The following is a 20659-nucleotide window of genomic DNA, read 5'->3' as shown; positions in this document are numbered from 1 at the left end:
AATCCCGGAGTTTCTCCGGGATTTATTTTTTCTTCTTTAACTTTTTTAAAATTCCTGCACTCCGCTCCCTCACCCGAAGCGAATACCCGGAAAGGCCAAACTTTCCGTAATCAACAAACTTCACACGCCTCACCAATTTTTTCACTGTATCACCTGACAATATCCTCTGTTTGTTTTAGTATATGTAACCCTTATAAGAAAAGGAATAAGGACAAGAGCTGTTTTCTCTTGTCCTTTTAGTGTGATCATGCTTTTTTTCGTTTATACTCGTCAATCAGCCGTTCGTTTTCTTTGAAGATTCTTGCTGTATGCGGGCTGACTTGATAGCTTGCGACACTGGTGGTTGAACGTTTCTTCAGGATTTTAAACGACTTCGCCGCGCGGGGCTCGCATCCGTTTTGAAATGCGCGTTCCATTATCCTTCACCTTCCTCCTCAATTGGCAGCACCAAATCATATATGCTCGTTAATGATGTGAAAAGCAAATAATCAAATTCCGTGACAATGCTGTCAGACGTCAGCTTGATGACGTAACTCTGTGTCTCGATGATAAAAGGGATGAGAACCACTTTTCCGTATTGGTCGTAATAAACATCCTTTCGATCAAGACGAGTTTGCACGTCTGCCGGATCGTCCATATGCTCTGTTAACCGGTTTTTATCAGCCTGTGTCGAATAGTGACAAAGGGAGGCCGTTAAGTTCATTTTATCGGCATAGGTTTTCAGCAGTTTATCAATACCTTCAGCATATGCTTCTATACTTCCATAATAAACGTGGATCGGTTCGTTTTTCAATAGGTATTGGTATGTTTTCAGCCGATTGAGATACATGTGGAGCATTTCGTTGTTTTCTTCGAGAATTTCTCTTGTGTCTGTTTCCAGTTCGCTGCCGGCCAGTTTTTTGACGTATGCGCTTAAGAAGATGAAAGCGTCAATTAAAGCAAAACTGACGGCGACAATGAGATACCGTTCCCAGTGAGTAAACAGGGAAGAGGAATCATATGTCCAGTATACCATAGCGCCCAGAACAAACAGCAAATACCATGTTTTCCGGATAGCGGACATTTTTTCTTTGACCTTCGCTTCGAAACGCCACGTGGCATACACGTATAAGCCCAATCCGGCCATGATGCACCAGACCATGATCTGAAAGAATAAAAGCATACATCAATCCCTCACATCTGAAATAGGTTCTGCTTATTGTATTCGAGAGATACGGCTGGTTTTCCTGTTCCATCAAAAAAACCGCTCCTTTGACAGAAGCGGTGTAACATTAAAAAATCATATTTAAAATAAAGTAGGCGATGGCACCAAGTGTCGCTGAAATCGGAAGCGTGATGACCCATGTAATGAGCATCCGCTTGGCCGTACCCCAGTTTACGCCTTTTACCCGATGTGACGCACCGACGCCAAGGATTGATGAAGAAATGACGTGGGTTGTACTGACCGGCAAATGAATAAATGTGGCGCCGAAAATAATAGCTGCACCGGTTAAGTCAGCAGAAACACCGTTTACCGGACGAATTTTCATGATCTTTCCGCCAACGGTTTTGATGATTTTCCAGCCGCCGATTGATGTTCCGAGACCCATGGCTGTCGCGCAGGCGAATTGTACCCAGGTTGGAATATCGTTAGAAGAAGTATGTAAATTCGCTGTGATGAGAGCCATTGTGATAATTCCCATTGCTTTTTGCGCATCGTTTGTTCCGTGTGTATACGATTGCAGGGCAGCTGTTACAATCTGCACTCTGCGGAATTGCTTGTTCGTTTTCGCCAAATTGCTGTCTTTGAAGATCACCTTGACGATGCTGTAAAGAATAAACCCAAGGACAAAGGCAATAAGCGGTGAAAAGATAAGTGCTTCAATGATTTTAATGAATCCCTTATAATTTAACGCAGCAAATCCGGCTGACGCAATGGCGGCACCGGCAATAGCTCCGATGATGGCATGAGATGAGCTGCTTGGAATGCCGTAGTACCATGTGATCAGGTTCCAGGCAATCGCAGCGATTAATGCAGCCAAAATTACGACAGAGCCATTTTCTAATGTATAAGGGTCTACAATGTCTTTCGTAATGGTTTTGGCAACACCTGTAAATGTCATTGCTCCGATAAAGTTCATCACAGCCGCCATTATAATGGCATGGCGCGGTTTCAGCGCTTTTGTCGATACTGAAGTCGCAATTGCGTTCGCCGTATCATGAAACCCATTGATGAAATCAAACGCCAGAGCACAAATGACTATTAGTATCGTTAAAATTAATAAAATATCCATTTTAACCCCTCGTTACGCGTTTTTCATAATGATGGTTTCAAGATTATTGGCAACACTTTGGCAAGAGTCGGCAATTTCTTCAAGCGTTTCGTAAATTTCCCGATATTGAATAACTTTGATCGGATCTGTTTCATTTCCGAAAAGATTCTTTAATGATTTTCTGTGCAGGTTGTCACAGCTGTGCTCATACTCTTTAATTTTGATTGCGTGAGGCTGAATATCCTTTAAGCGGTTTTCTGCCAGCAGCTCAATCGTAATTAAAATTTCTTTGGCACATTCTCTGATGTATCCGCTGAATTTATCGATATGCTCGTCTGATGAAGTAATCGAGAAAATCTCCATCATGGCAGAGAAATGTTCGATTCCGTCGAGCACATCATCCAGGCTGTTTGTCAGCTGAAGGATATCTTCGCGTTCAATAGGAGTGATGAACGCTTTGTTAAGCTCTTTAATCATGACATGAACATGATTGTCACCTTTTGTTTCATATTCTTTTAACGTATCTGCAAATTCTTTAAGCGTCGTTTGGTTTGTGACCTTAAAGTTCACAAAATATTCGGCAGTTTCGTCTATATTTTTTGCGATTTCTGTTAAAAGGAGTGAGAACTTATCTTTTTTTCTTCTTATCATTAAAAACCCTCCATAGTTTGAATGAGACAATGCACACATCAAATTATTATATAGCCTTTTGTCGAAAAAAAACAGGTAAAGTCGAAAAAAACACGGCTTGACTTTTTCGGCAAATCATGTCCACTTATTTTGACCTACTTCGGTTTAAAAAAACGACCCAAGTTTGCACAATCTTTCTGCTTAACGTAAAAAGTATATCAAAAGTTGTATTTTTCCTGTCAACTTTTATCTTCTGTTTCACCAAAAAACGGTTCCCTAAACTAGGGAACCGTTTTATTAGATTGCTTTTCTTTTTTTCATCCCGTAATAAACAGGCAGTCCGGCAAGGCCGATGAGGATGGATAAACCGCAGCTCAGTGTATCTGTAATGAGTGTGCTTCCTAACACAAAGAATGAGCCTGCGATGGCCAAAATCGGCATGAATGGGTATAGCGGAACACTGTAGGCGCGCTTTTCTCCCTTTGTTCGCTTGCGGAGGATAAACACCGCAAAAAAGGCCATCACATAAAAAATGTAGATCATGAAAATAGAGATTTCCGAGAGCTTATCAGGGTTGCTGATCAGCATCAAAATCAAAGACACGGCAATTTGAAAGGAAATCGCAATCCAAGGTGTGCGGAACGTCGGGTGTACTTGTGACAGTTTTTCAGCAAATGGAAGCTGTTTGCGTTCTGCCATTGCAAATGATACACGCGGGAAAGATAGGATTTTTCCGTTTAAACAGCCGAAGATGCTGACAATAATCCCGACACTGATCAGCTTTCCGCCAATTGACCCGAACAGCATGGTGGCAGCAGTGCTTGTCGCATTTTCACCAAGTGTGACAATTTCGTTCGCAGACAGGATGTGAAGCAATGCAAAATTAATGAAAATATAGATGGCTGTTACGATTAATAATCCGCCCGTCATTGCGCGTGGCAGCAGCTTTTCGGGATTTTTCATTTCTCCGCCGAGAGCGGCCAAAAGAATCCATCCGTCGTAAGCAAACAATGTAGCCAAAATCGCTGCTCCGAAATTCATATCGGAAATGCTTTCGTTTACTGCTGTGAAGATGTGCTGATCGCCTTTCCAAAGGCCAAAGATGATGATGCATGCAATCGGAATCAGCTTTCCGATCGTTGTCAGTGTTTGGACAAAACCGCCGTATTTTGTACCGATAATATTAATGACGCATAAAAAGAGAACTGCTATAATTCCGATTACTTTTGATAGTCCAGATCCCCAGCCGAAAAGATTGGCCATTAAAGATCCAAAATATAAACCCAGCGCACCGATAATCGCCGGACCGTAAATGATAATCTGCACCCAGCCGCACAAAAATCCCCAAAACTCGCCGTACACTTCTTCAAGATACGTATAAAGCCCGCCGGTTTTTGGAATTTGCGTTCCGATTTCCGCGATTGTCAAACCGCCCGCCAATGTTAAAATACCGCCTAACAGCCAGGCAAAAAGCGCTGTCTTTGAATCACCTGAATAAGCGAGCACAGCGCCAGGCTTCATAAAAACACCTGAACCGATAATGGTGCCGATGACAAGAGTAAGGGCAAACAAGAGGCCTATCTCTTTTTTCAAACCGTTGTCTTCAGTATGCATGTTAACCTCCTATGATGTTGAAGCTTCATGAGAAGAATCTTTTTTTCATATTGTAAACCCTATTTTAGAAAAGTGAAATAAAATAAATTTTCTGATTTTCGATATTTGCTTTGTGTGTGGCTGATAAACCTGTGAAAACGCCTGCTTTAATAAGTTATAAGCGAATGAATATATGATTTTCTGGTTTAAAAGTTCGTGTTTTGCGGATGGGTTTTAACCGAAACAGAGGATGCGATGAGAACCCAGCAAAATAACGAACCTTCGCTGAAGCTGATATGTTGACTTTCCCATGCGAATAAAATACCTTGTAATTAGAACAATAAATATACAACTATGATATAATATCTCGAAATCGAGATAAAATGACCTGGAGGGACAGTATATGAAAGTCAACGGCATTCACCACGTGTCGGCATTAACGGCCGATGCACAAAAAAACTTAGATTTCTATAAGAAAGTATTAGGATTAAAGCTTGTCAAAAAATCAGTCAATCAGGATGAACCGACAATGTACCACCTGTTCTACGGAGATGAAGTGGCAAATCCGGGAACTGAGCTGACGTTTTTCGAGATCCCCCGCATTGCGCCGTTTCATGCGGGAACAAACAGTATTTCTTCTATTGGTTTGCGCGTTCCAAGCACAGAAGCCCTGCATTACTGGAAAGAACGTTTTGAAGAGCATCAGGTGGCGCATAGCGGCATTGTCCAAAGAGCGGGACGTGACATATTGGCATTCCAAGATCATGAAGGACAGCGCCTTGTGCTGACTGCTGATGAGAAAGGAAAAGGATATGGTCTGCCTGTTAAACAAAGCGGCATTCCAGAAGAATTTTCGTTTCGCGGGTTAGGACCGGTTGAATTGACTGTGCCCTTCGCTGAACCAACCTTACACGTATTGACGAATATTCTTGGATTTACAGAAATCAATCGTGAAACAGTCGAAGGACAAGGAACCGCCGTTATTTTGGAATCTGGAGAAGGCGGTGCGGCAACGGAAATCCATTTAATAGAAAGAAACGATCTTCCCCGTGAGCGCCAAGGCAAAGGAAGTGTTCACCATGTTGCATTTCGTGTAAGAGATGAAGAAGAACTTGCTGGGTGGCACCAGATCATCAGCCGGGAAGGCTATAGCAATTCCGGCATCGTTGAACGCTACTACTTCAAGGCACTGTATTTCAGAGAGCCGAACGGCATTTTGTTCGAGTTATCAACTGACGGACCGGGCTTTATGGTTGATGAAAACCTTGATGAGCTTGGCCAAACGATCGCACTTCCGCCGTATCTTGAGCATCGAAGAGCTGAAATTGAAGCAAAACTAAAACCGATACAATAAATTGTAATTGATTTGCCTTCCGGCGTTGCCGGAAGGCTTTTTTTATTATCATCATACATTTTGACATAAACGGGACGGCTTATTGGGGAGGAAATATCAGATGCTGATTGGGAGAAATGGCTTGAAACCTGTTGTGTATATGGGAGATTCGCATGAAATGGTCTCGGCAAAAATATTGTCTTTGTTTATTAATAGTTTATTCATATTTGCTTGTTACACTATTTCAAAGTTAGACAAAAAGGAGTGAAAAACAAGTGGAAAAGAAAAAACGCGAGCTGGATATCGTTCTCATCCTCATTTTGCTCGCATCTGCATTCTTAAATATCTATAACATTTGGAAGGACGACACGGTGAATCCTTATTACACCGCGGCAGTTACAAGTATGATGCAAAGTTTTCATAATTTCTTTTATGCTTCGTTCGATGCTGCCGGCTTTATAACAGTTGATAAACCGCCTATTACCTATCAAATCCAAACGATCAGTGCATTGATATTTGGTATGCATGGGTGGAGTGTTATTCTGCCTCAGGCATTAGCGGGTGTAGGTTCAGTCCTTCTTATGTACTTGCTGATTAAGCCGACATTCGGAAAAACAGCGGCGCGCATTGCCTCATTTGTTATGGCATGTACACCGATTGCTGTTGCTGTAGCACGTACAAACAATGTTGATGCATTATTGGTATTTTTCTTATTGTTGGCCACATGGCTTCTCTTTAAAGCGATCAGAAAAGGAAAGTTGATCTGGCTGTTAGCAGCATTTTTCGTCGTTGGAGTAGGCTTCAATACAAAAATGCTTCAAGCTTATATGATTTTGCCGGCCTTCTTATTGTTCTATCTGATTGCGGCAAACGCCACAATAAAGAAAAAAATCATTTCCTTGGTAAGTGCTTTAGCCGTATTAGCAGCCGTTTCCTTATCATGGCCGCTCATTGTTGACAATATCCCTGCAAGTAAGCGGCCTTATATCGGAAGCAGCCAGACCAACTCCGTTTTGGAATTGGCTTTCGGATATAACGGGATTCAGCGGCTGACAGGCCAAAATTCCGGCGGCGGCCAGGGCGGATCAAACGGAGAGGCTTCAAAAGAAATGTCTTCTTCTGATAACAGTTCAACACAAAATCAAGCACCGCCTAATCAGTCATCAAGCAGTAACTCATTAAGTGATGACAAATCATCAAATGGCAATATGACGGCACCTCCATCCAATGGTGAAATGCCAAGCGGCGGTCAAGGAGGCCCTCCAAGCGGAGGAGATGGCGGCCAAGGCGGCCAAGGCGGACCTGGCGGAGACGGAGGGAAAGGCGGTACAGGCACCGGATCGAAAATGCAATCAGGTTCAGGAATGTTCGGAACGGGAACTCCCGGTCCGCTGCGGCTTTTCCAACAAGAATTATCTGATCAAATCAGCTGGCTTCTGCCATTTGCGATCTTTGGAATCGCAGGCTTACTGATCGCGGGGGCAAGAGAAAGAAGAAGATTATCTGCAGAGCAGAAGGAAACGGTGTTCTGGGTTGCATGGCTTGTTCCGATAGCCGGATTTTTCAGTGTTGCAGAATTTTTCCATCATTATTATCTCATTATGCTGGCACCGCCGATAGCGGCTCTTGTCGGTGCGGGATGGGTTGCCCTTGTTCACCTGTACCGCAATCAGACAGGCTGGAAATCATGGCTTCTGCCGGCAGCGATGATTGCCACAACTGGATTTGAATTGTTTATTCTCAGAAACTACAACGATCAATTCGGTGCAGGCTGGAGCATTGGCGTAGGTGTGATCGGCGTGATGTCAGCGATTGCGCTGCTGTTGTTCAAACAGCGCCAAAAACCGATCAGTTATTATGTATCTCTTGCAGCTCTTCTCGCATTGCTGGTGATGCCGATTTATTGGGCAAGCACACCGCTTCTGTACGGGGGCAACAGCTCACAGCCTGAAACAGGTCCTCAGCTTGCATCCATGAGCGGAAAAGGCATGGGAATGTCTGATGCCACTGTAAATGAGAAACTGATCAAATATTTAGAGGAGAATAACTCCGGAGCTGAGTACTTATTCGCCACAACCGACTCGAACACAGCAGCGCCATATATTATTAAAACGAAAAAAGCTGTCATGGCTATTGGCGGATTCAGCGGTTCTGACCCGGCTATCACGCTGACTCAATTCAAAAAGCTTGTAAAAGAAGGAAAAGTGAAATACTTCTTGGCTTCTGGAAGAGGAAGAGGCGGAAACAATGACATTGTTGAATGGGTTGAGAAAAACGGGAAAGAAGTGTCTTCAGATAAGTGGCAATCAAGTTCTGATCAACAATCATCATCTGATCAGAAAACAGAAAATACTGATACATCAAGCAACAGCAAGTCTTCAGGCGAAAACAGCCAAATGGGCGGCGGGCCTGGCGGAATGAATCAGTCAGCTACATTATACGAACTACATGCTGATGAATAGGAGGAAAAAACATGACCAGACATATTCAATATTCAGTGGTTGTACCCGTGTATAACGAAGAGCTTGTCATTCATGAAACCTATCAGCGCTTAAAAGAGGTCATGGATCAAACGAAGGAAAACTACGAGCTGCTTTTTGTCAACGATGGAAGCAAAGATCACAGCATTGAGATTTTAAGAGAACACAGCCTGCTCGATCCGAGAGTGAAAATCATTGATTTTTCAAGGAACTTTGGGCACCAGATCGCCATTACAGCGGGTATGGATTATGCACAGGGAAATGCAATCGTCGTCATTGACGCCGATTTGCAGGACCCTCCTGAACTGATTTTAGATATGATTGAAAAGTGGAGGGAAGGCTATGAGGTCGTGTACGCCGTGCGGACAAAACGAAAAGGGGAAACCTTTTTCAAAAAACAAACTGCGGCTTTGTTTTACCGGCTTCTAAGCAGCATGACGGATATTGATATCCCGATTGATACAGGGGATTTCCGGCTCATGGACAGAAAAGTCTGTGACGAAATGAAGAGATTAAAAGAAAAAAATCCTTTTGTCAGAGGGCTCGTCAGCTGGGTGGGCTTCAAACAGACAGCGGTCGAGTATGTACGCGATGAAAGGCTTGCCGGAGAAACAAAGTACCCGCTCAAGAAAATGCTGAAGCTTTCAATGGACGGCATCACGACATTTTCTCACAAACCGCTGAAACTGGCGAGCTATGCGGGGATGTTAATGTCAGGTGCGGGATTTCTGTATATGTTTATCGTGCTGTATCTGAAGCTATTCACAGACAGCACGATTACCGGCTGGTCATCACTTATTGTGATCCAACTCCTGTTCAGCGGCATCGTCCTTTTGATTCTGGGGATGATCGGCGAATATATCGGCAGAATCTATGATGAAGCCAAAGACAGGCCGCTTTACATCGTTCAGAAATCGTATGGAATTGACAATAAAAGACTCTATAGGGACCAGCATATGTCATAAACCTGAAACCCCTGTCTGTGACGGACAGGGGTTTTTTGTTCTGTGCGAAGATCAAAGCAACAGATGTTGATCGTTTTATGGGACTAAGGGATTGTGAACTTACACTGCGGTTCAGTCATGCTGAAATAAAAGCACAAAGCTTAAAGATTTCGTCTTCGGCTGCTGCATGTCAGCTGTTATATTGAGGGGCTTTTAAAAAACGCATGATTAGAGCCGTACCAGTTATGTTTAATAGAATACTGGCATCCAGTGTAATTCCCTATGCCAATGTCGATTCAGATAGGAGAAAGCTTAGCACAGAAAAGCTAATCCTGACCAGATCATGCTCAATCCCACGGTTTTCATGTTCATACCTCTTTCTCAAACAAGCATCTTATGAGAATGATGTCAGTCTGAATGATATACAGATTATCTCGTTAGAAAGTTTCAAAGGGAGATAGGTCTTTTGTTCAATAAAAAGCCTCAGACCGCTTTTGCGGCCTGAGGCGTTATGTCTTACGAAGTTGTTTCTTCTTTTTGGTCGAGTTTGATTTTTTTCGTCATTTCTTTGCCGTTTCTGAGAATTTTCACTTCAACTGTGTCACCGATGTTTGCGTCCTTATATAAGATATTGCGCAATTCACTGCCTGTATCGATTTCTTTGCCCTTCAGGCTGATGATAATATCCTCCGCTTTCAATCCAGCCTTTTCAGCAGGAGAGCCTGAAGCGACCTCACGGATGTATACGCCCTTATTTAGCTGATTGCCGAACAGGCCGAGTGTGCCTTCTTGGTAGTTTTGCGGCACTTGTTCTAAATCAAGCATGCTGACACCGATATACGGACGTTCAATTTGTCCTTTAGAGAGCAATTCTTCTGCAATCGGTTTTACGTCATTGCTTGGAATTGAAAACCCGATGCCTTCTACATCATCTTCACTGATTTTCATGCTGTTAATGCCGACAATTTTGCCGGAAGTATTTAATAATGGACCGCCGCTGTTACCTGGGTTAATCGCCGCGTCAGTTTGAATCACATTAATGCTTGTTTGACCGGCTGATGTTGACATTGATACCGTTCTGTCCACACCGCTTACAATTCCTTGTGTTACTGTGCGGGACAAGTCTTTTCCGAGCGGATCTCCAATCGCAATGACGGTCTCGCCTGTTCTGAGATCAGATGAATCACCGAAGCTTGCCACTTTTGTTACGTGGTCATCACTGATTTGGAGGACCGCTAAATCTGTTAATGAGTCACTCCCTACCAGCTTTGCTGTCACCTCAGTGCCGTCATATAAAGAGACCTTCAGGGAAGATGCCCCTTCTACGACGTGGTTATTCGTAATAATATAAGCCTTGCCGTTCTCTTTTTTGAAAATGACACCAGATCCTGAACCGCTTTCTGTATCTTCGCTGGAACCAGATGAACTAGAGCCGAACAAAGAGCTGTTTGACTGAGCCTGAAGATTTGTAATGCCGACAATCGCCGGTGAAATGTCTTCCACCATATCTGAGATTTTAGAAGCATCCTCGCTCTTGAATGCAGATGAGCTGCTTGAGCTTGACGAGCTTTTGCTAGATTCAGAGGACGTGCTTTTAGCTGTAACCGATTGTGTTTGCTGCTGGCTGGATGATTGTTTTGAAGTGTCCTGAGCATCATGGTCGCCAAGCGGTGTAAACGTGTAAATGCCAAGGGCGATACTGCCGCCGATTACTCCGCCTAGCAGCGGTCTGAACCATCCGAACCCACGTTTTTTCTTCTCCTGATCATGAATGACATTACGGGCTGAGTAGGAGGTGCTCTGATCGTTCTCTTTTGCTAGCAAGACCTCACTCTCATTGCCTTCCGTTCTGTTTTCGTCACGATAGTTATCCATCATGTTCACTCCGTTTCTCTATTTTCACTGATTTCTATTTTGATTATGATAGGTTTATGACTTGAGTTTATCATAAACAAAAACTGTGGGATAAAAATGAAAAGATTATGGGAAATTGTGAAAAAGTGCGGAAAACGGTACACTTCATATTGTATATGAAAGGACTGAGTCGATGGAACAGATTGGATTGATTGGATATGGCAGCATGGCCGATATGATCGCCAGGCAGCTGTTGAAGCATGAAAAAATCAAGGAGCACGAGCTCTTTATTGAAACAAGAACGAAGGGGGGGCGGCTGCAGGCGCTGAAGTCAGATTATCCACATGTATCGGCTGATCCGCTCGAGAACTGGGCGGAAACGTGCCGTTTGATTTTTATATGTGTCCCGCCGCTAAATGTTATTGAAACGCTGCGCCGTCTGCACCCGTATGTGAACAGAAATACGCATATCGTTTCCATTGCCGCCGGTGTGCCGTTGCGTCTTTTGGAGGCTGAAACGGAAGCCAGTATATCACGTTTCATTCCTGCGATTACATCTGAAGCAGGAGCAGGCATCTCGCTTGTCGTTCACAGTGAAGCACTGACAGCGGATAAAAAAGAACGCCTGAATGAACTGTTATCGATTTTTAGCCGTGTACGAGAAATCAAAGAATCGAATTTGGATGCCGCCAGCAATTTGACGAGCTCGGCACCAGGGTTCATAGCAGCAGTCTTCGAAGAACTGGCGCTGTCTGCAGTCAGAAACAGCAGCCTGTCCAAAGAAGAAGCCTTTGATTTTCTGATTCATTCACTATACGGAACTGGCAAGCTGCTGATCGAAAAGAAGATGTCCTTCGGGGAAACGCTGGAACGTGTCGCAACGAAAGGCGGAATTACAGGAGAGGGAGCTGAAGTGATACACGCTTCTGTGCCGGACGTTTTTGATGAGGTGTTTGAAAGAACCTTGAAAAAATATAAGCTGCTTACAGAACAGGTGGAGAAACAGACATGAATCCTTGAAAGAGGATTCTTTTTTTATCATTAAATCGTTGTGATTTTCCTCAGTTATATTGCATTTTTCCTCTTTTTTTAATATAATTTGTTAGAATATTCATAATTTAGTAAAAAAGGAGGAGCGTTATGAAACTGTACATGTCAGTAGATATGGAAGGTATTTCGGGTCTTCCGGACGATACCTTTGTGGATTCCGGCAAGCGCAATTATGAACGCGGGCGTCTCATCATGACTGAAGAAGCAAACTACTGTATTGCCGAAGCGTTTAACAGCGGGTGTACCGAGGTGCTTGTCAATGACAGCCATTCGAAGATGAATAATCTGATGGTTGAAAGGCTTCACCCTGAAGCAGACTTGATATCCGGTGACGTCAAACCATTTTCAATGGTAGAGGGGCTGGATGATACGTTTACAGGCGCTTTGTTTCTCGGGTATCATGCGAGAGCTTCAACACCCGGCGTGATGTCACACAGCATGATTTTCGGCGTCCGTCATTTTTACATAAACGATCGGCCCGTCGGTGAGCTCGGGTTAAATGCATACGTTGCCGGTTATTATGATGTCCCGGTCATTATGGTAGCCGGAGACGACCGTGCGGCGAAGGAAGCGGAAGAGCTCATTCCGAATGTTACGACAGCCGCTGTTAAACAAACCATTTCAAGATCCGCAGTGAAGTGTTTGTCCCCCGCGAAAGCCGGCCGGCTGCTGACAGAAAAAACCGCCTTTGCCCTGCAAAACAAGGACAAAGTCAAACCGCTCACACCGCCTGACAGACCGGTTCTGAGCATTGAGTTCGCCAATTACGGCCAGGCAGAATGGGCGAATCTGATGCCGGGAACTGAAATAAAGCCGGGAACCACAACCGTTCAATTTCAGGCGAAGGACATGCTTGAAGCCTATCAGGCGATGCTTGTCATGACTGAGCTTGCGATGCGGACATCATTCTGCTAAAGGGGTGTTGAGGCTTTGGCGCGATACATGATGAAGCGTTTTTGGGCAATGGTAGCTACGATTTTGGTGATTACCACTTTGACTTTTGTTCTCATGAAGGTCATTCCCGGATCTCCTTTTAACGAGGAGAGAGGCACAAATGAAGCCGTTCAAAAAAATCTCGAAGCCTACTATCACTTAGACGATCCTCTCATTTTCCAATACATCATCTACCTAAAATCCATCATTACATTCGATTTCGGACCTTCAATTAAAAAACCGTCAGACAGCGTAAATGATATGCTGGAACGCGGTTTTCCCGTTTCCTTTGAGCTTGGAATGACAGCCATTGTCATTGCCGTGATCTCTGGACTGGTGCTGGGCGTAATCGCTGCGCTCCGCCGCAATGGCTTTTTGGATTACGCCGCGATGAGTCTCGCGGTACTCGGCATCTCCATCCCGAATTTTATTCTGGCAACATTGCTTATTCAGCAATTTGCTGTCAATCTCAAACTATTTCCCGCTGCCACATGGACGAGCCCGATTCATATGGTGCTTCCGACCGCAGCGCTTGCTGTAGGGCCAATGGCGATCATTGCCAGGCTGACACGGTCAAGCATGGTCGAAGTCCTGACACAGGATTATATCCGCACAGCAAAGGCAAAAGGACTTTCTCCGTTCAAAATTATCGTAAAACACGCACTCAGAAATGCACTCATGCCCGTCATTACCGTCCTGGGCACACTCGTCGCCAGCATCTTAACAGGAAGCTTTGTCATTGAAAAAATCTTTGCCATTCCGGGAATGGGAAAATATTTTGTTGAAAGTATTAATCAGCGGGACTATCCCGTGATTATGGGAACGACCGTTTTTTACAGCGTCATTCTGATCATCATGCTGTTTTTGGTCGATTTGGCCTACGGTCTGCTGGACCCGCGCATTAAACTGCATAAGAAAGGGTGAAGCGTGTGAATCTCCCTGTACAAACAAATGAACGCCAGCCAAAGCAGCACATTCAGGTGCCGGATGAGTGGTTTGTCTCGAATCACGAAAAAAATCGAGAAGCCGATTCGGTCAAGCGGCCGAGTTTGTCATACACGCAGGATGCTTGGAGGAGGCTGAAGAAAAATAAATTAGCGATGGCGGGACTCTTTATTCTTTTATTTCTATTTGTCATGGCAGTAATCGGGCCCCTTTTATCACCCCATAGTGTCGCGCGCCAATCGCTGACCGAACAAAATCTCCCGCCCTCAGCCGATCATTGGTTCGGCACCGATGAGCTCGGCCGGGATGTGTTTACCCGAACATGGTACGGAGCGAGGATTTCGTTATTTGTCGGAGTCATGGCAGCGCTGATTGATTTTATGATCGGAGTTATCTACGGGGGTGTTGCCGGCTATAAAGGCGGCAGGACTGACAGCATCATGATGCGGATTATCGAAGTGCTGTATGGCTTGCCGTATCTCCTTGTTGTCATTTTGCTGATGGTGCTGATGGGGCCGGGACTGGGCACCATTATTGTGGCGCTGACTGTGACCGGATGGGTCGGCATGGCGAGAATTGTAAGAGGACAGGTGCTTCAGATTAAAAATTATGAATACGTACTCGCATCGAAAACCTTTGGTGCGAAAACATTTCGCATCATCCGGAAGAATCTGCTGCCGAATACAATGGGAGCGATCATCGTACAAATGACATTAACCGTACCTGCCGCTATATTCGCAGAATCATTTTTAAGCTTTCTCGGCCTCGGCATACAGGCTCCGTTTGCTAGCTGGGGTGTGATGGCGAATGACGGTCTGCCTACGATTTTGTCTGGGCATTGGTGGCGCTTGTTTTTTCCGGCCTTTTTCATCTCCTTAACGATGTATGCGTTTAATGTGCTTGGAGACGGATTACAGGATGCGCTCGACCCTAAGCTGAGGAGGTAGCTGTATGGAAAAAGTTCTGTCAGTCCAAAATCTGCACGTTTCTTTTACGACTTACGGCGGTACGGTTCAGGCGGTCAGAGGGGTTAGCTTTGATTTGTATCAAGGTGAAACCTTTGCAATCGTCGGCGAATCCGGCTGCGGCAAAAGCGTTACCTCCCAAAGCATCATGGGTCTGCTTCCGCCCTACTCGGCGAAAGTGACGGACGGCAGCATCCTATTTAAAAACAAAGACCTTTGCCGTCTCTCTGACAAAGAAATGAGAAGCATAAGGGGAGCCGACATATCTATGATTTTTCAAGACCCGATGACAGCGTTAAACCCGACGCTGACTGTCGGAGATCAGCTGGGGGAAGCACTCCTGCGCCATAAAAACATGAGCAAGAAGGCGGCGAGGGAAGAAGTGCTTTCCATGCTGTCATTGGTCGGCATTCCAGATCCCGAAGAGCGTCTCAAACAGTATCCCCACCAATTCAGCGGCGGCATGAGACAGCGGATTGTCATTGCGATGGCGCTGATTTGCGAGCCTGATATATTAATCGCAGACGAACCGACCACCGCTCTTGATGTGACCATTCAGGCACAGATTTTGGAGCTGTTTAAAGAGATTCAAAGAAAAACGAATGTGTCTGTCATTCTGATTACACACGATTTAGGGGTCGTTGCTCAGGTTGCTGACAGAGTTGCAGTTATGTATGCCGGTAAAATGGCGGAGATCGGCACGAGAAAAGATATTTTTTATCAGCCGCAGCACCCTTATACGAAAGGGCTGCTGAATTCTGTCCCGCGGTTGGATATGGAGGGCGCAGAGCTGATTCCGATTGACGGAACGCCGCCGGATTTATTTTCACCTCCGCCAGGCTGCCCGTTTGCCGCCCGCTGTCCGAACAGGATGATCGTGTGTGACAGGGTATACCCGGGCCAGACCATCAGATCTGACACGCACACCGTCAACTGCTGGCTGCAGGATCAACGGGCTGAACATGCGATGCTGTCTGGAGGTGCAAAGGATTGATCATGAAAAGGGGGAAGAGGATGAAACGAGTGAAAAAGCTATGGGGAATGGGCTTTGCATTAGGACTTTCGTTTGCGCTGATGGGATGTACAGCGAACGAACAGGCCGGAAAGGAAAGCGGTCATGATAAGGCAAAAACAAGCGGGGAAAAGGTGCTGTATTTAAATAACGAAAATGAACCGACTTCGTTCGATCCGCCGATCGGTTTTAATAATGTGTCGTGGCAGCCGTTAAATAACATCATGGAGGGGCTGACACGTCTTGGCAAAGAGAATGAGCCTGAACCGGCAATGGCGGAAAAGTGGTCTGTTTCAAACGATAAAAAAACCTACACATTTACGATTCGGGAAAATGCGAAATGGACAAACGGAGATCCGGTAACGGCCGGAGATTTTGAATACGCGTGGAAACGGATGCTTGATCCGAAAAAAGGCGCTTCATCTGCGTTTCTCGGCTATTTTATTGAAGGCGGCGAAGCGTATAACAGCGGGAAAGGGAAAAAAGACGATGTGAAGGTGACGGCAAAGGATGACCGAACCCTTGAAGTAACCCTTGAAGCACCGCAAAAATACTTTCTCAGCGTCGTGTCCAATCCGGCGTATTTTCCAGTAAACGAAAAGGTCGATAAAGAAAATCCAAAGTGGTTTGCTGAGGCAGATACATTTGTCGGGAACGGTCCGTTTAAGCTGACGGAATGGAAGCATGATGACAGCATCACAATGGAAAAAAGCGACATGTATTGGGATAAAGATACCGTGAAGCTTGATAAGGTGAAATGGGCGATGGTCAGTGACAGAAATACAGATTATCAGATGTTTCAGTCTGGTGAACTGGATACCGCTTATGTCCCTGCTGAATTAAGCGATCAGCTGCTGGATCAGGACAATGTCAGTATTGTTGACCAGGCGGGCCTCTATTTCTACCGATTTAATGTGAACATGGAGCCATTCCAAAATGAAAACATCAGAAAAGCCTTTGCGATGGCTGTCGATCAGGAGGAAATTGTAAAATACGTCACGAAAAATAACGAAAAACCTGCGCACGCCTTTGTATCGCCTGGATTTACGCAGCCTGATGGCAAGGATTTCCGTGAAGCGGGCGGAGACCTGGTCACGACAAATGAAAGCAAAGCGAAGCAGCTGCTGGAAAAGGGCATGAAGGAAGAAAACTATGATAAGCTTCCTGCGATTACTCTTACTTACAGCACAAAGCCGGAGCATAAAAAGATTGCCGAGGCGATCCAGCAAAAATTGAAAAATACTCTAGGTGTCGATGTGAAGCTGGCCAATATGGAATGGAACGTATTTTTAGAGGATCAAAAAGCGCTGAAATTCCAATTCTCTCAAAGCTCCTTTTTGCCTGACTACGCAGACCCTATCAGTTTTCTGGAAGCCTTCCAAACAGGAAATTCGATGAACCGCACAGGCTGGGCCAATAAAGAATACGATCAGCTGATCAAGCGGGCGAAACATGAAGCTGATGAAAAAACGCGTTTCTCCCTAATGCATCAAGCAGAAAAGCTGCTGGTCAATGAAGCGCCGATTATTCCGGTTTATTTCTATAACCAGGTCAACCTGCAAAACGAAAATGTGAAGGGAATCGTCCGGCATCCTGTCGGCTATATCGATTTAAAATGGGCAGATAAAAACTGACGCCGGCGATTGAGGAAATACTGCTCTCTTATGCGAAGGAGCGGTATTTTTTCTCTTTCTTGCACGTATACGTAGGGTGCAGAGCAAATGAAAGGAGTGATTCAGTTGAATCACAAGCCGAAAGCGCTGAAAAAGGGTGATACAGTCGGAGTGATCGCGCCTGCAAGCCCGCCGGATCCAAAAAAGCTTGACACCGCGCTTTTATTTTTAAAAGAGCTCGGACTTCAGGTGAAATTGGGCAAGGCACTGAAAAACCAGCACGGCTACTTAGCGGGACAAGATGATGAGCGGCTGGCTGATCTTCATGAGATGTTCAGAGACGAGGAGGTAAAAGCAGTGCTGTGCGCATGCGGGGGTTTTGGGACAGGACGTATCGCCGCCGGCATTGATTTCAGCTTAATCCGCAAACATCCTAAAATCTTTTGGGGATACAGCGATATTACGTTTTTACATACTGCCATCCATCAAAACACAGGTCTTGTCACCTTCCATGGCCCGATGCTCAGCTCAGATATTGGTCTCGACGACGTTCACCCGCTGACAAAAGCGTCGTATGAGCAGCTCTTCCAAGAGACGGAATTTACCTATACAGAAGAGCTTTCTCCGCTGACCGTGCTTGTTCCCGGAAAAGCGGAAGGCGAGCTTGTCGGAGGAAATCTCTCTTTACTGACGTCTACGCTGGGCACGCCGTTTGAAATTGATACGAGAGGGAAGCTTCTGTTTATTGAAGATATTGACGAGGAGCCATATCAAATCGACCGGATGCTGAATCAGCTGAAAATGGCAGGAAAGCTGACGGATGCAGCCGGAATTCTTGTTTGTGATTTTCACAACTGTGTCCCGGTGAAGAGGGAGAAATCTCTGTCGCTTGAGCAGGTGCTTGATGACTATATTCTATCGGCGGGCAAGCCTGCTCTGAGAGGATTTAAAATCGGCCACTGCTCACCGAGTTTCGCCGTACCGATCGGTGCGCAAGCTGCTATGAATACAGCACATAAAACAGTCGTCATCGGGGCGGGCGTTTCAAAAGGGGCGCTGAAGACATGAAAATCATGCGAATAGAAACAAACCGAATCGCCGTACCGCTGACAAAGCCGTTTAAAACCGCGCTTCGCACTGTGCATACGGCTGAATCGGTCATCGTAAGGATCACTTATGACAACGGCGCAATCGGATGGGGAGAAGCGCCTCCGACGATAGTGATTACAGGAGACAGCATGGATAGTATTGAAAGTGCAATTCACAATGTCTTGAAGCCGGCACTGCTTGGAAAAAGCCTGTCCGGCTGTGAAGCTATTCTGCACGACATACAGCATCTTCTTACAGGAAACCAGAGCGCTAAAGCGGCTTTGGAAATGGCGGTATACGACGGTTGGGCGCAGATGTGCGGACTGCCGCTTTATCAAATGCTCGGCGGATACCAAGATACGCTGGAAACAGATTATACCGTCAGTGTCAACTCACCTGAAGAGATGGCAACGGATGCCGAGAATTATCTCAATCAAGGCTTTCAGGCGCTGAAAATAAAGGTCGGGAAAGATGATATCGCAACAGATATCACGCGTATCCAAGAAATCAGAAAACGTGTCGGGTCAGCCGTGAAACTTCGATTAGACGCCAATCAGGGGTGGACGCCGAAGGAAGCGGTAACTGCTATTCGGAAAATGGAGGATGCCGGTCTTGGCATTGAACTTGTCGAGCAGCCTGTCCATAAAGATGATCTCGCTGGGCTTAAAAAGGTGACAGATGCGACAGACACACCGATTATGGCTGATGAAAGTGTTTTTACGCCGCGGCAGGCGTTCGAAATTCTTCAAACCCGGAGCGCTGACTTGATCAATATTAAATTGATGAAAGCAGGCGGCATTAGCGGAGCAGAGAAAATCAATGCCATGGCTGAGGCGTGCGGGGTAGAGTGCATGGTCGGCAGCATGATCGAAACGAAGCTGGGCATTACGGCCGCGGCGCATTTTGCGGCAAGCAAAAGAAATATCACACGCTTTGATTTTGATGCGCCGCTGATGCTGAAAACAGATGTCATCAAAGGTGGCATAACATACAGAGGCAGCACGATTGCGATGCCTGACAGACCAGGTCTCGGAATCACTGGAGCTGCGCTATTGAAAGGGGAAATAGAGCAATGATGCACACTGTCATATCAGCAGTGGCCAACATCTGGACAGCGCCTGATTCACCTCGTCCATCTGATCAAGCGATGCTTCGTCCTACCGTATTGATCAGAGACTGGCTGGAGCGCATGACGTATGATGAGCGGCTTGGATTATGTACAGACAATGTGATCCAAACTCAGGTTCTCTTTGGCGAAAAGGTACTGGTGACGGCGGAACAGGGTGAATGGGTTTCTGTAATCGTGCCGAGCCAGCCATCCCGAAAAGATTCACGCGGATATCCGGGCTGGATGAAAAAGAACCAGCTGAAAAAAACAAGTCCCATCCATACGCAAAAGGATGTCATGATCAGCAAACCTGCTGCCTTTTTGTACAAAAGCAATGGAGAAAAGGAGATCGAACTGAGCTTTTTGACGGTTCTCCCCCTTCTTGCAGAAGAAAACGGGTATTTTAAAGTTTCGACCGTTTTGGGGGAAAGGTTTGTGAAGAAAACTGATGCAGTGCCTGTCCGCGAACAGAAAGGGACTGCTGAAGACATCATTCAAACGGGGGCGTTTTTTCTCGGGCTTCCCTACCTGTGGGGAGGGATCAGCGGGTTTGGATTTGATTGTTCCGGGTTTATGTACAGTATATTTAAGGCCAATGGATACAGCATCCCCCGTGATGCAGGAGATCAGGCAAAGGCGGGGGAGGAAATCCCGCTTGATGATATGAAAGCCGGTGACCTGCTGTTTTTTGCTTATGAGGAAGGAAAAGGAGCGATTCACCACGTCGGTCTGTCCGTCGGCGGCGGGAAAATGCTTCATTCTCCAAAGACGGGAAAATCAATCGAAATTCTTACATTAAAAGAGACAATCTATGAAAAAGAACGATGTGCGGTACGCCGCTGTGTTTTAGAATAAGGA

Annotated in this window: 20 protein-coding genes; 13 read left to right on the top strand and 7 right to left on the bottom strand. The window is 45.5% G+C overall.

Going from position 1 to position 20659, the window contains the following annotated elements:
* Positions 1–22: 22 nt before the first annotated feature.
* The 6 genes from spoIISC to steT form a co-directional block, all read right to left on the bottom strand.
* Complete coding sequence (gene spoIISC / locus Q5C82_RS15730; protein ID WP_136654612.1) at positions 23–160, bottom strand: three component toxin-antitoxin-antitoxin system antitoxin SpoIISC; 138 nt, start codon at positions 158–160, stop codon at positions 23–25.
* Positions 161–245: 85 nt separating this feature from the next.
* Positions 246–416 (bottom strand): three component toxin-antitoxin-antitoxin system antitoxin SpoIISB, encoded by a 171-nt coding sequence (gene spoIISB / locus Q5C82_RS15725; protein WP_003218451.1) that lies wholly within the window; start codon positions 414–416, stop codon positions 246–248.
* Positions 416–1162: a toxin-antitoxin-antitoxin system toxin SpoIISA gene (spoIISA, locus tag Q5C82_RS15720; RefSeq protein WP_003218453.1), complete on the bottom strand. Its 747-nt coding sequence runs from the start codon at positions 1160–1162 to the stop codon at positions 416–418. The genes spoIISB and spoIISA overlap by 1 nt, the downstream gene beginning before the upstream one ends.
* A gap of 109 nt (positions 1163–1271) precedes the next feature.
* Positions 1272–2273, bottom strand: coding sequence for an inorganic phosphate transporter (locus Q5C82_RS15715; RefSeq protein WP_003218455.1), 1002 nt, complete (start codon positions 2271–2273; stop codon positions 1272–1274).
* Positions 2274–2285: 12 nt separating this feature from the next.
* Positions 2286–2903: a DUF47 domain-containing protein gene (locus Q5C82_RS15710; protein WP_003218470.1), complete on the bottom strand. Its 618-nt coding sequence runs from the start codon at positions 2901–2903 to the stop codon at positions 2286–2288.
* A 276-nt stretch (positions 2904–3179) separates the two neighbouring features.
* Entirely contained in the window at positions 3180–4496 is a 1317-nt protein-coding gene (gene steT / locus Q5C82_RS15705; protein WP_003218471.1) for a serine/threonine exchanger, read from the bottom strand.
* Positions 4497–4878: 382 nt separating this feature from the next.
* On the opposite strand from steT, the gene Q5C82_RS15700 reads away from it, so the two are divergent.
* From Q5C82_RS15700 to Q5C82_RS15685, 4 genes are all read left to right on the top strand, one after another.
* Positions 4879–5829, top strand: coding sequence for a ring-cleaving dioxygenase (locus Q5C82_RS15700; RefSeq protein ID WP_003218472.1), 951 nt, complete (start codon positions 4879–4881; stop codon positions 5827–5829).
* Positions 5830–5929: 100 nt separating this feature from the next.
* Entirely contained in the window at positions 5930–6076 is a 147-nt protein-coding gene (locus Q5C82_RS15695; RefSeq protein ID WP_003218473.1) for a hypothetical protein, read from the top strand.
* A 7-nt stretch (positions 6077–6083) separates the two neighbouring features.
* Positions 6084–8270, top strand: coding sequence for a glycosyltransferase family 39 protein (locus Q5C82_RS15690; RefSeq protein ID WP_003218474.1), 2187 nt, complete (start codon positions 6084–6086; stop codon positions 8268–8270).
* A gap of 11 nt (positions 8271–8281) precedes the next feature.
* Positions 8282–9253: a glycosyltransferase family 2 protein gene (locus Q5C82_RS15685; RefSeq protein ID WP_003218475.1), complete on the top strand. Its 972-nt coding sequence runs from the start codon at positions 8282–8284 to the stop codon at positions 9251–9253.
* 495 nt (positions 9254–9748) lie between these two features.
* Here Q5C82_RS15685 and htrA read toward each other — a convergent pair whose 3' ends face one another.
* Positions 9749–11107, bottom strand: coding sequence for a serine protease HtrA (htrA, locus tag Q5C82_RS15680; RefSeq protein ID WP_003218476.1), 1359 nt, complete (start codon positions 11105–11107; stop codon positions 9749–9751).
* Between the two features lie 172 nt (positions 11108–11279).
* On the opposite strand from htrA, the gene proG reads away from it, so the two are divergent.
* The 9 genes from proG to Q5C82_RS15635 all read left to right on the top strand — a co-directional run bounded on the left by proG (position 11280) and on the right by Q5C82_RS15635 (position 20656).
* Positions 11280–12098: a pyrroline-5-carboxylate reductase ProG gene (proG, locus tag Q5C82_RS15675; protein WP_003218477.1), complete on the top strand. Its 819-nt coding sequence runs from the start codon at positions 11280–11282 to the stop codon at positions 12096–12098.
* A gap of 128 nt (positions 12099–12226) precedes the next feature.
* Entirely contained in the window at positions 12227–13051 is an 825-nt protein-coding gene (gene dppA / locus Q5C82_RS15670; protein WP_003218479.1) for a D-aminopeptidase DppA, read from the top strand.
* 15 nt (positions 13052–13066) lie between these two features.
* Entirely contained in the window at positions 13067–13993 is a 927-nt protein-coding gene (gene dppB, locus Q5C82_RS15665; RefSeq protein WP_003218480.1) for a dipeptide ABC transporter permease DppB, read from the top strand.
* 5 nt (positions 13994–13998) lie between these two features.
* Positions 13999–14961, top strand: coding sequence for a dipeptide ABC transporter permease DppC (gene dppC, locus Q5C82_RS15660; RefSeq protein ID WP_003218481.1), 963 nt, complete (start codon positions 13999–14001; stop codon positions 14959–14961).
* A gap of 4 nt (positions 14962–14965) precedes the next feature.
* The gene (gene dppD / locus Q5C82_RS15655) at positions 14966–15973 is read left to right on the top strand and encodes a dipeptide ABC transporter ATP-binding subunit DppD (protein ID WP_003218482.1); all 1008 of its coding nucleotides are present in this window, start codon (positions 14966–14968) and stop codon (positions 15971–15973) included.
* 2 nt (positions 15974–15975) lie between these two features.
* Positions 15976–17625, top strand: coding sequence for a dipeptide ABC transporter substrate-binding protein DppE (dppE, locus tag Q5C82_RS15650; protein ID WP_079996581.1), 1650 nt, complete (start codon positions 15976–15978; stop codon positions 17623–17625).
* 87 nt (positions 17626–17712) lie between these two features.
* Positions 17713–18672 carry an LD-carboxypeptidase gene (locus Q5C82_RS15645; protein WP_003218484.1) on the top strand — a complete coding sequence of 320 codons (960 nt, stop codon included), beginning with the start codon at positions 17713–17715 and terminating at the stop codon, positions 18670–18672.
* Entirely contained in the window at positions 18669–19769 is a 1101-nt protein-coding gene (gene ykfB / locus Q5C82_RS15640; RefSeq protein WP_003218485.1) for an L-Ala-D/L-Glu epimerase, read from the top strand. The genes Q5C82_RS15645 and ykfB overlap by 4 nt, the downstream gene beginning before the upstream one ends.
* Complete coding sequence (locus tag Q5C82_RS15635; RefSeq protein ID WP_003218486.1) at positions 19766–20656, top strand: C40 family peptidase; 891 nt, start codon at positions 19766–19768, stop codon at positions 20654–20656. The genes ykfB and Q5C82_RS15635 overlap by 4 nt, the downstream gene beginning before the upstream one ends.
* The last annotated feature ends 3 nt before the right edge of the window (positions 20657–20659 follow it).

It is taken from the genome of uncultured Bacillus sp., from assembly GCF_958411575.1.
In the GTDB taxonomy this organism is placed as follows: Bacteria; Bacillota; Bacilli; order Bacillales; family Bacillaceae; genus Bacillus; species Bacillus spizizenii.
This window is presented reverse-complemented; position numbering and strand designations above follow the sequence as displayed.

Coding starts and splice junctions, on each gene's coding strand:
- Q5C82_RS15700 (WP_003218472.1), top strand. CDS start 4,879: ATGAAAGTCAACGGCATTCACCACGTGTCGGCATTAACGGCCGATGCA.
- dppE (WP_079996581.1), top strand. CDS start 15,976: ATGAAAAGGGGGAAGAGGATGAAACGAGTGAAAAAGCTATGGGGAATG.
- spoIISA (WP_003218453.1), bottom strand. CDS start 1,162: ATGCTTTTATTCTTTCAGATCATGGTCTGGTGCATCATGGCCGGATTG.
- Q5C82_RS15685 (WP_003218475.1), top strand. CDS start 8,282: ATGACCAGACATATTCAATATTCAGTGGTTGTACCCGTGTATAACGAA.
- steT (WP_003218471.1), bottom strand. CDS start 4,496: ATGCATACTGAAGACAACGGTTTGAAAAAAGAGATAGGCCTCTTGTTT.
- spoIISB (WP_003218451.1), bottom strand. CDS start 416: ATGGAACGCGCATTTCAAAACGGATGCGAGCCCCGCGCGGCGAAGTCG.
- ykfB (WP_003218485.1), top strand. CDS start 18,669: ATGAAAATCATGCGAATAGAAACAAACCGAATCGCCGTACCGCTGACA.
- proG (WP_003218477.1), top strand. CDS start 11,280: ATGGAACAGATTGGATTGATTGGATATGGCAGCATGGCCGATATGATC.
- Q5C82_RS15635 (WP_003218486.1), top strand. CDS start 19,766: ATGATGCACACTGTCATATCAGCAGTGGCCAACATCTGGACAGCGCCT.
- dppD (WP_003218482.1), top strand. CDS start 14,966: ATGGAAAAAGTTCTGTCAGTCCAAAATCTGCACGTTTCTTTTACGACT.
- Q5C82_RS15710 (WP_003218470.1), bottom strand. CDS start 2,903: ATGATAAGAAGAAAAAAAGATAAGTTCTCACTCCTTTTAACAGAAATC.
- dppA (WP_003218479.1), top strand. CDS start 12,227: ATGAAACTGTACATGTCAGTAGATATGGAAGGTATTTCGGGTCTTCCG.
- Q5C82_RS15715 (WP_003218455.1), bottom strand. CDS start 2,273: ATGGATATTTTATTAATTTTAACGATACTAATAGTCATTTGTGCTCTG.
- Q5C82_RS15695 (WP_003218473.1), top strand. CDS start 5,930: ATGCTGATTGGGAGAAATGGCTTGAAACCTGTTGTGTATATGGGAGAT.
- htrA (WP_003218476.1), bottom strand. CDS start 11,107: ATGGATAACTATCGTGACGAAAACAGAACGGAAGGCAATGAGAGTGAG.
- Q5C82_RS15645 (WP_003218484.1), top strand. CDS start 17,713: ATGAAAGGAGTGATTCAGTTGAATCACAAGCCGAAAGCGCTGAAAAAG.